Origin of the sequence: Spirosoma endbachense (genome assembly GCF_010233585.1) — a bacterium.
In the GTDB taxonomy this organism is placed as follows: Bacteria; Bacteroidota; Bacteroidia; order Cytophagales; family Spirosomataceae; genus Spirosoma; species Spirosoma endbachense.
The window spans coordinates 6,408,218-6,422,883 of record NZ_CP045997.1 but is presented as its reverse complement, the minus strand read 5'-3'; the positions used below and the strand labels follow the sequence as shown (position 1 = coordinate 6,422,883).

The window sequence follows — 14,666 nt, the reverse complement described above, 5'->3', positions numbered from 1 at the left end:
CTAGCCTGATTTTATGAATATAGCCTTACTAACTAGTGCTGGCCGCAACGGCGGACCGTGCTTCCGAGCGAAAGTCCTGGTTTTATGGCCTTGAATTTCCAATATGTAAGGTACATACTGGCCTTAAGAATGTGTTAAGACTTTTATTAAGTGGAAGCCGTTTATACGCTTTTTTAGATTAACCTGACTTATACACGCTCTACTACTCACTAACATCAACAAAAGCTAAGTAACTGATTTTCAGTTCACCAATTGGCTATTTATGAATCAATTAATTTTCCAGACCAATACGTATAGCTTCTTCTACTGGCGTGTAGCCCACTTCTGAGCCCGTAATCATCAACTCATTACGGAGCAATAAGGGCGGCTGGGCTAAAAATCTTGGCTCTTTGCCCCGGTGAGGCTGAGCTGCATGAACCAAAAAAGGATGACACAGATAAACCGTGCCTGCTTTCCCAATGGCCATTGTTTCATTTCTTTGGGGTAATTGCTCCAGTTTACCGGCAAGTTCCATAAAAGAAAGTCCTGCTTCTCCTGCTTCCGCCAGTAATCGGGCGACATCCAGATGCGACCCCGTACGGATTCGGGTGGGGCATCATCTTTCGTACTATCCGAAAACAGAAACAACATGAGTAAAGCACGACCTTTTGATCGCACATTAATACGCCATTCTAAATAGTTGGCAGGATTAGCTCCCGGAAAACTGGCATCTACATGCCAGCCCGTATCATCTGGCTCATCATTTGACGGAAAACGGACAGGAAACGTACCCATACTTTTACAGGAAATCCACTTTCCGAAGCCGACTAACTGGTCAAATGCACGATGAAGCACGTCCGTATTAGCCGCCCGAACAAAAGGCTCCTGGGCGTACATGCCAAGTCGTATTACGGGTTTTGTCCAGGTACCAGGGTTGTTAGGATCGCAGGGCAAGTTTTGCCAAAGAATGTCCCTCACTTCTTGCGCATTCTCTTCAGAAAATGCGTTATCGATGCGGATAAACCCATCATGAACAAATTGTTCAATTTGTTGTTTAGTCAAACCTTCCAGCATGGCTTTGTAGCTAAATGAAATTAGGATCCCCCGCTCAGGGTCGTCAGCGGTGTGTCACTGCACGGCGGGCCCTGGTTATTTTAGAGCGTCATGGTTAACCACCGTCGTCCGCGATTGCGGTGTCACGGCTTGAAGCGAAAGCCCTGATACGATTAAGATTGCCGTTCGCTAAATAGTTTATAGTTAGCATGGCAGATTTATTTTATTGACATTCAGTACCGTAGTTGATTTAGCCATAAAGGTGTAACTGTTTTATTACTAACTAATACACATAGCCTCATGCTTACCTGCTTAACTATCTTCACGTACTCTTAACTGTAGGAATCGGCGATCTTAAGAATAGGCCAGTTTATCTATTCATCAAATTTTATAAAAACACAAACCAGATGAAAGGTTTACGTGCTTTATACTGTCTGTTAGTTCTTACGCTGCCAGCAAGAGCGCAGGTTAAGGATGCAGGAGAACCCAAAGAGAACACTCAGTATATTGATACATTAGCCTTATCAATGGGCAGTATTCCAGAAAAGCTAATCAAAATCCATGAGAATATTTACATTATCTCGCCCAATGGAATTGCCGGTAATACTGGGGTATTTGTGGGCGATAACGGAGTATATCTGATCGATAATCAGTGGTCTGTACTTGCCAACAGGATTAAGCAACTCCTACAGACCATTACGTCTAAACCCATCAAGGCAATTATTAATACCCATTATCATTTCGACCATACCAACGGCAATATTGCTTTTGGTGCTGAAAAGATTCCGATTGTCGCCCACGCCAACACCCGGCTTCGCATGATGGCTAAACAAGTGATTCGTGGTCACGTATACGAAGTTCAACAGCCCTATCCCGCTCAGGCACTTCCTACCATAACCTTTACCGATAAGGCCGAATTTCATGAAGGCAATGAAACCATTGAGTTGTTGTACTTCAAAAATGCCCACACCGATGGCGATGCAGTAGCCCATTTTAAACGGGCAGATATCTATCATACTGGTGATATTTTCGTCACCTACGGCCTACCCGTGATTGATGAAGACGCAGGAGGTACTATTTTTAGCATGATTGAAGCCGTTGATACGCTATTAGCTCGTGCGGACGATAATACCCGGTTTATTCCCGGACATGGTCCACTGTGTTCCAAAAAAGAATTACTTGTCTATCGAAACGTACTAGCTTTCATTCGCGATCAGGTTATGATCTTATACAGAAAGGGAAAACCATTGGCAGAAATCATAAAAGAAACCAAGGCCAAACTAGACCCAAACCTTTCTGTGACAAGTCAGGAAAAGTTCATTGCACAGGTGTATCGAATGGCGCAAAGCCATATTAAGTCCCGAGCAAAACGCGAATAGGTATGTTGAATAATTAGTTAATAATCCTACGTTTTATATAGAAATGGCCAATAAGCAACTTACATAAATAATTCTTATTCATACTAGCCATAATAATACAGTAATAGAAAGAATATTAACTTGCTATCAGGCAACTAAATTGAACTTTCCTGAGCATCATATAGTCAATCGAAAAGCCACGTCAACCCAGGTCCTGATAAATACAAAAACAAAAAGAAGCAATTATGAAATTTACTAAAATAGTTCCGAATGTGTTTTACACGGACATTAACGACGCTTTAAAATTATTCGTCAATTGTCTTGAATTTACTATCGAACATAATGAATTAGGTACCGGCAATCCATTTTGTGTGATTGAAAAAAATGGGTTACGTATTAATCTTTTTGAAAACGCGGAGTTAGCTCAAGAACATAATCCTGAATTTAGATTAGTAACCGATGATATCGAAGAGGCTTACCAAAAGATAACATCTTCCTATCCTGAGTTTCTTCATCCCAATCTAAATAAAATTACACTTAGGCCCTGGGGAGCGAAAGAATTTGCTTTAATCGATAAGCAACTTGGTTTAATTATTCAACAATGGTAAACTATGTGTCACGACTTCAGTTGACACGGCTTCCCGTAGCACAAGGCGTTTTAGAAGCGTGAATAGCTATTCGGTACGACAAAAAATGCAGTATTAACCACTCTTTTCTTTCGTATTCTCGTTACGACAATTCAGAATTATGTATGAGAGAAAAACCAGAAATTATAAAGGCGGTAACATGAGATTGCTCTAAGATTTTTACAAGAGCACTTAGTTAGACAATGCTCTTCGCTCACATTCGAGCCAGCCTGTCACCGATACCTCTTTGAGCAACATATAGGAACCCTGTATGCTGAATTTGTCTTCCTGATTGGAAATCGGCTTCAATCGATCTTGGCCACCTTCGCCAAGAATAAAAGCAATCGGAATAACATAATTTCCGGCATATTTAGGGTCCTGGTTGGGCAGAATATGCCAAAGGCGATCTACTTCTTGCTTACGTGATTCATCTGTAGGGTCAAGATTGACAACGGCCACATCTCGCTTTCTCTTTGCCGTCTTAGCACATCGATAACAACAGAACGCTGAATCTATTCTGATGGCACGTCCTCTCTGATGGCACGTCCTCATTTTACGTGACTCTTTTGCCACTTCTTCACTTCCCGTTTGCTCATTTCCTGTTCAATAATAGATTCAGGATGCTCAGACAGGTATGGCTTTCGAGGCTCTAACCGTCCAGCTTTCTGCTCATCCTTGAGCCAGAATCGAACCGGTATATAGGCCCAATACTGCTTCTGATCGGTGGGCTGACCGTTTTTGATCACAGGAGCTTCGTAATTATAATGCACGGCAAACCGCACATGCGGTCCAAAATCGTAATTTTCACCCCCAACAATACCCAGTGGGGTGCCCGCTTCGACAAACTGACCCGGCTCAACAAAAATACTTTTCGGCCGGAAAACAGTGTAGGTGGCAAAGCTACAGTCGGCATGATTGATCTCGACCTTATTGTCGTCGCGGTGAAAGCTCAGATGAGTCCCGATGGGCGCGGCATCCCTGACCACCGCTGATACCATTCCCCGGCGAGCCGCAAACACGGTGTCTCCACTATTCATTTTAATGGCCAGCGAATACCAGTCCTTGGGCTCTGCCTGACCGGCATAGAGTTTACCGATATAAGCTAATTCGCTTACAATGACCCGTTTTCCCGGACTAGCTGGCAGCAGATAAGCCATTGTCGTATCGGCTTTAGGTCGTTTACAGCCCTTTATGAAATTAAATGTATATCGAAACGAACTTGGTTGATTGGATTGAGGCTGTAGCTTAAAAAGAGACTGCTGCCCCGGCCTAACCTCTGTCTGGTAAGGTAGCGTTGCTGAGGAACGCATCCCGTTCAATTCGGTGAATGTAATGGTTATGGTGTAGGGGCAGAAGGCAGTATTACGACTGTAAAAGGCATACGCCCCTGTGTTATCTTTTTCATAAAATACCTCAACTGGCGATTGGGCGTTGGCTCTAGCGAAAAGCAAAAGGGTTAGGCCGATGAGTGTGAGCAGGCGAATCATGGCAAAATTAGAATAAGCGGTTTTGGGTGGAGCAAAGCGAACGAAAATAAGATTTTTTTGTAATCCCTTAGTCGCGATTTAGGCGTCATAAACAAACATATCCTGGGTGCTACCGGCAGGTATACTGGAAAAAGCACTAGATACTAATAAGACATCATCCAAAGCGGCCTGGTATCAGTACATTTTTTTGCAATGTATGTATTATAAACAATAGTGTTACAAATTTTAGTAAACTTGGGGCTAAGCAAAAGGTATGTATAATGGGAAATAGAGGTAATTTATTGAATTTCAATCACTTGAACCGACTTTTCTGGAAGGCAAAGCTAAAGCGCACAAATTCAATAATCTGAGCACTTTTTTGTTTGATTCGTATCCGAATTTGTAATGGATTAATCTCAAAAGTTGCGGGGCAGCCTGGACTAAGTCTATAACTGCGTAGGCTAATAAAGAAAGAATTCGCTGTTTCGCGCCCCAGGAAATTGATATCAACAGCCTCTGTTTTGGCCTTAACTGATTCAGTCCGACCATAATCCAATCCTATTAAAATTAGGATACCATGAATATAATTGATAGCCTTATGAAGGGGGTATACTATTTTTACAGAATATCACTTGAATAGTGACGAATCCTCTCAGTCAAATGAAATTTGGACTAACTCTATTAGCGCTGACTATCCTGATGACAGCTTTTGCACCTGACGTCGATCTGGTCGATTCCGCGACAAATCCGTTCTTTAGCCCCTACAACACGCCGTTTGGTGTTCCACCCTTCGATCAGATAAAGCCCGAGCATTTTGAGCCAGCGATTGAGGAGGGTATTCGGCAGCAAACAGCCGAAATGGCAACCATCACCAAACAGACAGCGGCCCCAACTTTTGCCAACACCATCGAAGCGGTTGAAGCCAGTGGTGATTTGCTCCGTCGGGTCAACATTGTTTTGGGTAATCTCAACGGGGCTAATACCAATGATCAATTACAGAAAATTGCCCAGACGGTAGCCCCCAAACTAGCCAAACACAGTGACGATGTAATGCTCAATCCGCTGTTATTTAAGCGGGTGAAAACCGTTTATGAAGATCGCAGCAAGCTCAAACTATCGGGCGATCAACTGCGGCTGCTGGAAAAGATGTACAGGAACTTTGTGAGGAACGGTGCGGCATTGACCCTTGATAAGCAGGACCGCCTGCGGCAAATTAACGGCGAACTGTCTGTACTGACACTGAAGTTTGGCCAGAATCTGCTGGCTGAAAATAATGCATATACGCTGGTCATCGACAAAGCTGAAGATCTGAGTGGTTTGCCCGCTTCAGTCGTAGCTGCAGCCGCTGAGGAAGCCAGGAAGCGAAATCTGGCAGATGGCAAGTCGGCTCAACAGTGGGTGTTCACTCTGCAAAACCCAAGCATTATGCCGTTTTTGCAATATGCTGACAACCGGAGCCTGCGTGAGAAAATTTTCCGGGCCTACCTCGAACGAGGCAATCACAATGACGAGCATGACAACAAGGCAATCATGGCAAACATGGTGGCACTACGGGCCGAAAAAGCCCAGTTGCTGGGTTACGACAACCATGCCGCTTACGTGCTGGAAGAAAGTATGGCCCAAACCCCGGAGAAAGTAGCCCAATTGTTGAATCAGCTTTGGTCGGCAACCGTCCCCGTTGCCAGGCAGGAAGCCGCCGACTTGCAGGCGATGATGGACAAAGAAGCGGTTTCGGACCGGAACAAAGGCGAGAAACTGGCCAGCTGGGACTGGCGCTATTATGCCGAGAAACTACGTAAAGAAAAGTTCGCCCTCGACGAGCAGGAATTACGACCCTACTTCTCCCTGGAAAGTGTGCGGGAGGGTATTTTCACGCTTACCAACCGGCTCTATGGCCTGCGCTTCGAGCGTCGTACCGACGTGCCGGTGTACCATCCAGATGCTATGGCGTATGAGGTCAAAGAGGCAGATGGGCGACATCTGGGGTTGATCTATATGGATTTTTACCCAAGAGCCAGCAAACGCGGTGGCGCCTGGATGACCAGCTATCGTCGGCAGGAAGTCGAAAATGGCAAGAAAATAACGCCGGTTGTTTCCATTGTCTGCAATTTCTCCAAACCGAGTGGCAATGCGCCTGCGCTGCTGACCTTAAACGAAACCAGCACTTTCTTCCACGAGTTTGGCCACGCCCTGCATGGGTTGCTGTCAAATGTTCATTATGGCAGCCAGTCAGGTACATCGGTACCCCGCGATTTTGTAGAACTACCGTCGCAGATTATGGAAAACTGGGCCGTTGAACCCGAAATGCTGAAACTGTTCGCCAAACATTATCAGACTGGCGCTGTCATTCCCGATGCGCTCGTCGACAAGATCAAACGGACCAGCCTGTTCAATCAGGGCTTTGAAACCAGTGAGTATTTAGCCGCTTCGCTGCTCGATATGGCCTACCATACGCTGAAGCCGGGTCAGGCCCCTTCAGATGTAGTAGCCTTCGAGAAACAGGCAATGGACAAGATTGGCCTTATCGATCAGATTCCTCCACGCTATCGGAGCACCTACTTTCAGCACATCTTCTCGGGTGGCTATTCGGCGGGTTATTACAGTTACATCTGGTCGGCGGTTCTCGATGCCGATGCCTTCGAGGTGTTCAAACAAAAGGGGCTGTTTGATGCAAAATCAGCCCAGTCGTTTCGTAAAAACATTCTCGAACGGGGCGGCACTGAGGATCCGATGACGCTCTACCGCAAATTCCGGGGTGGTGAACCCGATATTAAGCCCCTGCTTCGCCGACGTGGGTTAATGAAGGACGTATAAGCTTGACCGAGTATCAATCATGGACAACGGGAGGCCCTTTCAGGTCTCCCGTTGTCGTTTAAAACAATAAGAATCAGGGCATTAAACGAGACGATCTACGTTGTGAAATTTTGTTTAATTAGAGTGTAAATTCTGGCCTTTCGCTTCGAGCCGTGCCACCGCTGGCGAACCGTCGCATCGGCGAACCGTCGCATCGGCGAACCGTCCTCCCCGTGTTGGTTTTGAGAAACCGACAACAAATCACCACCATATCGACCGCTATACTGTCGAATTCACGGATCAATATATTCCACTAATCTTTGGTCGATTTATGACGAATCCCTGGCCTGAATTATACAAAACTAACCAGAAAAAAAACGGGGAAGTGATTCAAGGAATTGGCTATACTATTCACTTTCCTGATTGAAAACCTGATCTCATCCGAACAGGATTTGTACAGATTATTTATATTCAATCTAAATAACTTTGGCAATTATTTGGAATAATTATAAATAAGAAATACGTTTGTGCCATAACCTCTAGTCTTTCGATGTTCTGTAACTGTCAGATTCTTACTTAAAACTCTATGAGCACCTGCTATTGCTGGTATAGACAAGTTAAGAATTTATACCACAGGACATGCTTACTTAGCTCCTGATTCACTGAAAATCAATTGAATAGATTTAAGTCCTCAGCGTGGCGACTGACCATTGTTCGGTCGGGTCGTCCGCTCAGGCACAAAACGAAGTCACAATGAAAAACTGGACAGCACTACCGATTCAACTGGCCCAAACCCGACAAGGTAAGGTTGTACTGCACAACAACGGTGAACTCTGGTATGCCTTTCAGTTTGGTACCCTGTACCGTTATCTGACAGCCGATGAATTTCTTCGTCTCCACGACTCCGTTATGGCCTATGACCCGATGAAGTTGCCGGTTAAATCCAGCCAATTAGATGGCCATTCTACTCACAGCGAAGCGCTGAACGTTACGTTATTTGGCTTACTAACCCGCGCTGACCTGATAGAATTGAAGGCGTTATTGGGGTGGTCGGCCCTGAAAGTCACCAGTTTGTCCAGAATATGGAATGATGTCAATTAATTCCAACGCCCGTGAATGGCTGATTGTCACTTCAGAGCGACTCGCGGATTACCGTTCGTATTTGGTCCACGAAAACGCCTGAATTACCACGGCTCAAATCAAATCTTCCTGATTAGTTGCTTTTGTTATGAATCACAATCATCATCACGACGGCGGATCGTTTAGAACCTTTGCCGAGAACGAATTTGGGTACGTAGGGATATGTGAAGGTTGCCGCACGATCAACGTAGCGTTTCAGAATTCGCTGTTTTGCCTTACACTCGATCAGATTGGCGCCTTTACCAAACTGATCGCTGATCGGCTGACCACGCGCCCCTTTTGCACCACTCATGGTAAGAAGTTGATTTTGGCAACGCCAGTGCCAAACTACTTTCTGCTGTTTTCGGAAGCAGATTTGACTAATCTCTGTGCGCTTCTAACCGAGGCAGCACCGATCCTGGAGGCCGAACGCATTTTGGATCGGTGCCGCATGAACTGATCCGTCAAAAATCCCAAAATCTATGATCGCTGACTCACAATCTTCTCACCGTATCTTAGTCGATGAACCTGGTTTACTGCTGGCTCAGTGCCGCTGCTGCGGAGAAATTGAGCTTTACTTCCAGGGTATGGCATTGGCCCTTACGCTAACCGATTTGCATGCGCTGGTTACCCGACTGGATAGTTTACCAACTTCTCCTAATTATGTAGTGAACCTGCTCGATGTGCGTGATACGACGGCGCGGGTAGGTTTTCAGGCCGTTGGGTTACACCTGAACGCAAACGATCGGGATCGACTCCTGCGGGGGTTGAGTCTGGCCTGTATGCGCCTGGATATGAATCTGTTCACCCAGAGACAGCTCCCTCTAAACTAACAAGGTGCATGCCCACTAACGAACCACTCTATGCCAGTTGTTACGGGTGCGTGCATTACTGCCCCTACGAAGGCCAATTCAGGCTGTATTTTGGGGAGATCCAGTGCGCGCTGGAAACAGAGATGCTACGGCAGTTTGATCGAAAAATTGCCCGACTGGCAGCAGGCATCGAGCGGTCACAAACCTCGTCGCCAGCGGTCTCCATTTGGCTCTGCCCTCCAGGAATGGACGGTCAGGCATTCCAATTCTACCCCGACGAGGTCATGGACCTGGCCGATCTGTTATCCGGCTCGTTAACTTTGATCGAATTGAACGAGTTTCTGATCGAAAATGGCATTACGCAAGCTATATGAGTCTCTTTTAATAGGTGCACTGGTATCGTTACTTGACCAATGGCAATGCAACGGCCCTATCAGCCAACTACCTATCAACTCATAGGCAGATACCGTCTAGTAAATAGTAGATCTATATCAAAAAATAGCTGGGAGGAGATAGGTTAAACAAAAACATTATGCCTAATTAGATAAATTATATTATCAATACTAAAAGTACAATTATAATCCCAAGCACCTTATTGTTTATGTTTTTTTGTTTAACATAGACAAAATGGTCATATTTATTTGCAAATTATACCACAAAGTTCTCCCAGGAATCCAGCTTACCTTTATATCCGTAACTAGCCTAAACTACTCGTTCACAAGCCCTCTTCATGCAACAAACTAGCCTGCCCCATGAGCAACATCATCCGGCGACTACCACTGATTCCTTTGAGACACTCTATTCTCAGTATGTCCACAAAGTCTTTCAAAAGTGTCTGTCTATGACCCATGATTCCGAGACAGCACAGGATTACACCCAGGATATTTTTATCAAAGCATTTACCAAGCTGGATCGCTTTCAAAGCCGCTCAGCAATATCTACCTGGCTGTATGCCATTGCCCACAACTACTGCCTGGATCAGCTGCGATTAGGAAAGCGATTCTCGACAGAGGCCTTATCGGATGAACTGACGAACAGTTTTAAGGATGCGGAGGATGCAGAATCAACCCACTCCTCATTACAACGGTTAGAGGGAGTATTGGATCAGCTACCGCCTGATGAGGTGCTGCTGCTTCGGCTAAAACATGAGCAGGGATTATCGATTAAGGAACTTAGCGATCGCTACCAGCTCACAGAAAGCGCGATTAAGATGAGGCTGAAGAGAAGCCGGGATAAATTAGTCGCTATGTATGCCGATTTTGTTTGAGTGCTCCTTATACCTCCAGGGACGGTTCCTTCTGATTCAATAAATCCTGATTTGGCCAGTAGCTGAATCAGGATTTGGGAAGACTGTTTGCTTACTTTTCGCAGATAAGCAAGTTTAGCAATCAATAGTCATAACGACTTAAGCGCTCATTATACAAGTCCAGGGCTATATCACTACCATGAGCGTGCCTGACAGCCGACAGCATTAACTCGTTACGCATGTTGAGACATACTGCCTGGGCCTCAAAGAGCAGTTCCCGGTTAATCCACTCGGTTGATTTGGCCAGTTTACACCCCTGATTGATCACGGCGACTATGATTTCAGCCGATTGTTCCAAATTAAGCGTGGCTGCCCGAATGTCTTTTAAAGCTTTGGTAAATTGGGCATAGTACACTTGCTCAGGGTAAGTCACGCCCACTACTCCATCAACCGATAGGAAAAGGAGTAGGTTTCTGGCCTGTTCAATATCAAGGGGCTGACTGATCGGCATTGCTTATGCGCTTACACGAGAAACAAATGTAACGATTTTCCTGATCCTCAAGTGGTAGCCAGGGAGCCTTTGGCTTTGGCATAAGTCAATAAACCCGCAGTTGACAAAGTTGTTTGCCTGTCACGAATAAAGATAGCCAATTTACTCAAAGAGCGTCAATCTAGGTTACGCCATCAGCCACGGGCGTTTTACGAGACAGATAGGTTAAGCCTTACTATTCTCACCAAACCGGCAGACGTACCCTTCTCTTCCTATTTTAGGTGCATCGTTGAGGTGAGCAGAATAACGACCAAGGGCCGTCCACATCTGGACAGTTTACCGTCCGTTTTCGGACGGTAAACTGTTCCAAAGAAGTACGAAAGGGGCATTTTTGGGCACTTAGAGCCTATAAGGGTTGTTGGCCTCTGATTTGCTATGCAAAAGAGAAAGATAAACCTTACTTCCTCAAGTGGTAATATCGACTTATGAAAGGCACCCAATTAGGCGAGTTCGAAGAGATTGTCTTACTGACGATTGCTTTACTCTATGATGATGCCCACAGTATAGCCGTTGTGGAAAAACTGAGTCAACGTTTAGAGCGGCCTATAAGCTTAGGAGCCGTTCACCGAACCATGCAACGATTAGAAGAAAAAGGCCTGGTTATTTCCCGCTTTGGCGAAGCGACGCCCGAACGAGGTGGACGACGCAAACGCCTGTTTACGATAACTATAGCGGGTGAACAATCCCTGCGGGAAGTGCGACATATCCGGAATGAGTTGTGGGAAGGTATTCCAAAAACCGCTTTTGATCACCTGACATGAATCGAAAAAATAAAACACATCAGGATCCCCCAGGCTGGGCTGAGCGGCTGCTGGCACGAATTACGGCTCCTCATATCCGGGAAGAAGTTTTGGGTGATCTGTATGAATTATTTCAAAAGCGAGTACAGCGGTATGGGTACATGAAAGCCCGACTATTGTATGTGCTGGAAATGCTGTTGCTGTTACATCCCCGGCTTTGGCGTAAACAAGCCCAATCAGCCCATTTATACACGAAACCGACTGATTATTCAACACCAAACCCACTGGTTATGCTAAGCAATTATGTTAAAATCGCTTTGAGAAAACTGAATCGGCACAAATCATACACGCTGATCAATGTGGTAAGCCTAAGCCTTGGGATTGCCTGTACTATTCTGATTTTTACATTGGTCAAATACCATCTGAGTTTTGATACGTTCCATGCAAATCAAGACCGGATCTATCGTATTTATACAGAGCTTCATACCGAAAAAGTGACCTACAGCACGGGCGTTCCCAGTCCGATGGGTGAAGCCTTCCAAGGTGGCTATAGTGTCGCGGAAGAAGTCGGACGAATCGCCTTCTTTAAAAAACGCGTGGTTTCCGTATCGCCGGAGAAAAAGTTTGAGGAAGATATTGCGTTTGCCGATCCGGATTTTCTGAGCATTTTCAATTTCCCACTAATCCAGGGCAACTCGAAAATAGCCTTGCAGGAACGCAATACTGCCCTGATCACGGACCGAATCGCAAAAAAATACTTTGGAACCCAGGATCCTATCGGCAAGCTTCTACGGGTGGATAATTCCCTGTCGGTCAGAATTACGGGCATTCTTCAGAACCTCCCTCCCAACACGGATTTTCATACGGAAATTTATATTCCCTTCAGCAATTTGCAGGAACACAGCCCCTGGATAGTCGAAAAAGACTGGTGGTTAGGTTTCAACAAGGAGATGCAGTGTTTTATCCGACTCAAACCAGGTGTATCGGCGGCTACGGTCGATTCAAGGATTCTTACGGCGATTTCCAACAAATACTATGACAAAGAGATGGCGAAGCAGTTTCGATTTAAATTACAGCCGCTCGCCGATGTCCATTTTAATCCGAAACTGCGGGGCTATACCGAGAAAAAAAACCTCTGGACCTTTGCCCTGATCGGTTTTTTCCTGGTCGTTACGGCCTGTGTCAATTTTATTAATCTGGCAACAGCTCAGGCGCTCGGGCGCTCCCGGGAAATCGGGGTTCGAAAAGCATTGGGCAGCCAGCGAGGAGCGATTTTCTGGCAATTTATTACCGAAACGGGTCTCATTGCAGGATCAGCCCTGATTATCGCTTTCGGATTGGCGTACGTGGCCTTACCTTTTGTCAATCAATGGTTTGATATAGAGCTTTCGCTCAATCCATTGACAGATACGGATTTACTTGTCTTTTTACTCCTCCTGTTGCTGGTCGTGATTTTCTGTTCAGGCGCTTATCCTGGTCTGATCCTGGCTCGTTTTCAACCTGTACTGGCGCTGAAAGGGAAACTTTCCCAACAGGCGGTGGGGGGCTTTTCGTTGCGAAAGGGGTTGGTTGTCACTCAATTTGCCATCTCGCAACTGCTCATTATCGGCACGCTGATCATTACCAATCAGTTACGCTATTCACAACAGGCCGACATGGGTTTTCGGAAAGATGCGATCGTCATTCTGCCGGTACCCGATAATAAAAAGTCAAAAATCAATACGTTGGGGGCACAGCTGTCGGAAATGTCAGGTGTCGAAAACGTAACGTTTTTTGATACTCCTCCTGCAACTGAATTCCTGGGAAGCACCTCGTTTCGGTTTGATTCCCGCCCGAAAGCAGAAGCCTTTAACATATCGATTAAATCGGCGGATCACCAGTATATTCCTACGTTCAAAATACCCATTCTGGCCGGCCGTAACCTGAATCCGTCAGATACGATCAGGGAATACCTGCTTAACGAAACGGCCGTAAAATCCCTTGGTTTAGCCTCTTTACAGGATGTGATCGGCAAATCGGCTACGATCAATGGTCGATCCGGAACCATAGTCGGGGTTATAAAAGATTTCCATTTTAAGTCATTTCGTGTCGCCATTGAGCCCCTTTGCCTGACTACCTGGGGCGAGGTTTACAACAGTTGCGGGGTAAAAGTGAATCCGGCCAACCTGGGGCCAACCCTGTCTGGTTTTGAAAAAGCCTGGAAAGCCATGTACCCGTCCTCTATTTTTACATACCGTTTTCTGGACGAGGACATTGAGCGGTTCTACAAGCTGGACAACATGCTGCTTCGGCTCATTCAGGCGTTTGCCGCCATCGCGATTTTTGTGGGTTGTCTGGGTCTATACGGATTAGTGTCGTTCATGGCGGCTCAGAAAACGAAGGAAATTGGCGTACGCAAGGTATTGGGAGCGAGTACTGCCAGCATCCTTTGGCTGTTCGGGAAAGAATTTTTCCGTCTGTTACTGGTTGCCTTTATGCTAGCGGCTCCATTGGCATGGTGGCTAATGGACAGGTGGCTTAATAATTTTGTGTATCGGGTTGAGCTCGGTGCTGGCATTTTTATCCTGGCGATTCTGATTACGTTAATTGTTGCCTTACTGACTGTCGGTTTCCGAAGTGTGAAAGCCGCGCTGATGAACCCCATAAAGACTTTACGAACGGAATAGCCAATAAGTGATTGCTACTCAAAAGCAACAGACCGAAGGGTCGTTTTTTGCCGGCTCTGGCAAAAAACGACCCTTCAGAATTTGAGCCTATATAAACAGGGCTTTCGCTTCGAGCCGTGCCACCGCACGGCGGACCGTGGTTTGTTTGCGCATCATTAGTAACCGTGGCACGGCTCGGAGCGAAAGCCCTACTAAGATGCAAAATACTATCTAGTGCTAGCCTACACTCAACCTTCAACCTGTTATCCCTCAGCCTAT

The 14,666-nt window shown here is 45.8% G+C and carries 14 protein-coding genes; 10 read left to right on the top strand and 4 right to left on the bottom strand.

Translation table 11 applies throughout. The features are described from left to right. Nucleotides 1-372: 372 nt before the first annotated feature. A complete protein-coding gene (locus GJR95_RS26190; protein ID WP_317167019.1) occupies nucleotides 373-1,053 on the bottom strand; it encodes a phytanoyl-CoA dioxygenase family protein in 681 nt (226 codons plus the stop codon). A gap of 386 nt (nucleotides 1,054-1,439) precedes the next feature. On the opposite strand from GJR95_RS26190, the gene GJR95_RS26185 reads away from it, so the two are divergent. Together GJR95_RS26185 and GJR95_RS26180 are read left to right on the top strand one after the other, a co-directional pair. Further along, nucleotides 1,440-2,411 carry an MBL fold metallo-hydrolase gene (locus GJR95_RS26185; protein WP_162388671.1) on the top strand — a complete coding sequence of 324 codons (972 nt, stop codon included), beginning with the start codon at nucleotides 1,440-1,442 and terminating at the stop codon, nucleotides 2,409-2,411. A 224-nt stretch (nucleotides 2,412-2,635) separates the two neighbouring features. After that, entirely contained in the window at nucleotides 2,636-2,998 is a 363-nt protein-coding gene (locus GJR95_RS26180) for a VOC family protein (protein ID WP_162388670.1), read from the top strand. Nucleotides 2,999-3,208: 210 nt separating this feature from the next. Here GJR95_RS26180 and GJR95_RS26175 read toward each other — a convergent pair whose 3' ends face one another. Next, nucleotides 3,209-3,475: a hypothetical protein gene (locus tag GJR95_RS26175; protein WP_162388669.1), complete on the bottom strand. Its 267-nt coding sequence runs from the start codon at nucleotides 3,473-3,475 to the stop codon at nucleotides 3,209-3,211. An 89-nt stretch (nucleotides 3,476-3,564) separates the two neighbouring features. Beyond that, on the bottom strand, nucleotides 3,565-4,503 hold the full coding sequence (locus GJR95_RS26170) for a M23 family metallopeptidase (RefSeq protein WP_162388668.1): 939 nt from the start codon (nucleotides 4,501-4,503) through the stop codon (nucleotides 3,565-3,567). Nucleotides 4,504-5,142: 639 nt separating this feature from the next. Here GJR95_RS26170 and GJR95_RS26165 point away from each other — a divergent pair. The 6 genes from GJR95_RS26165 (at nucleotide 5,143) to GJR95_RS26140 (ending at nucleotide 10,473) form a co-directional block, all read left to right on the top strand. Continuing rightward, on the top strand, nucleotides 5,143-7,296 hold the full coding sequence (locus GJR95_RS26165; RefSeq protein ID WP_162388667.1) for a M3 family metallopeptidase: 2,154 nt from the start codon (nucleotides 5,143-5,145) through the stop codon (nucleotides 7,294-7,296). A gap of 732 nt (nucleotides 7,297-8,028) precedes the next feature. Beyond that, a complete protein-coding gene (locus tag GJR95_RS26160; protein WP_162388666.1) occupies nucleotides 8,029-8,376 on the top strand; it encodes a hypothetical protein in 348 nt (115 codons plus the stop codon). 127 nt (nucleotides 8,377-8,503) lie between these two features. After that, entirely contained in the window at nucleotides 8,504-8,854 is a 351-nt protein-coding gene (locus GJR95_RS26155) for a DUF6686 family protein (RefSeq protein WP_162388665.1), read from the top strand. A gap of 22 nt (nucleotides 8,855-8,876) precedes the next feature. Next, nucleotides 8,877-9,227 carry a hypothetical protein gene (locus GJR95_RS26150; RefSeq protein WP_162388664.1) on the top strand — a complete coding sequence of 117 codons (351 nt, stop codon included), beginning with the start codon at nucleotides 8,877-8,879 and terminating at the stop codon, nucleotides 9,225-9,227. An 8-nt stretch (nucleotides 9,228-9,235) separates the two neighbouring features. Next, nucleotides 9,236-9,580, top strand: coding sequence for a hypothetical protein (locus GJR95_RS26145; RefSeq protein WP_162388663.1), 345 nt, complete (start codon nucleotides 9,236-9,238; stop codon nucleotides 9,578-9,580). Nucleotides 9,581-9,936: 356 nt separating this feature from the next. After that, nucleotides 9,937-10,473 carry an RNA polymerase sigma factor gene (locus GJR95_RS26140; protein WP_162388662.1) on the top strand — a complete coding sequence of 179 codons (537 nt, stop codon included), beginning with the start codon at nucleotides 9,937-9,939 and terminating at the stop codon, nucleotides 10,471-10,473. A 121-nt stretch (nucleotides 10,474-10,594) separates the two neighbouring features. On the opposite strand, the gene GJR95_RS26135 is transcribed toward GJR95_RS26140, so the two are convergent. Next, the gene (locus GJR95_RS26135) at nucleotides 10,595-10,963 is read right to left on the bottom strand and encodes a hypothetical protein (protein WP_162388661.1); all 369 of its coding nucleotides are present in this window, start codon (nucleotides 10,961-10,963) and stop codon (nucleotides 10,595-10,597) included. A gap of 464 nt (nucleotides 10,964-11,427) precedes the next feature. Between GJR95_RS26135 and GJR95_RS26130 the strand changes: the two genes are divergently transcribed. Further along, nucleotides 11,428-11,763 carry a PadR family transcriptional regulator gene (locus GJR95_RS26130; RefSeq protein WP_162388660.1) on the top strand — a complete coding sequence of 112 codons (336 nt, stop codon included), beginning with the start codon at nucleotides 11,428-11,430 and terminating at the stop codon, nucleotides 11,761-11,763. Next, nucleotides 11,760-14,408, top strand: a complete 2,649-nt coding sequence (locus tag GJR95_RS26125; RefSeq protein WP_232540872.1) for an ABC transporter permease — start codon at nucleotides 11,760-11,762, stop codon at nucleotides 14,406-14,408. The genes GJR95_RS26130 and GJR95_RS26125 overlap by 4 nt, the downstream gene beginning before the upstream one ends. Nucleotides 14,409-14,666: the final 258 nt, after the last annotated feature.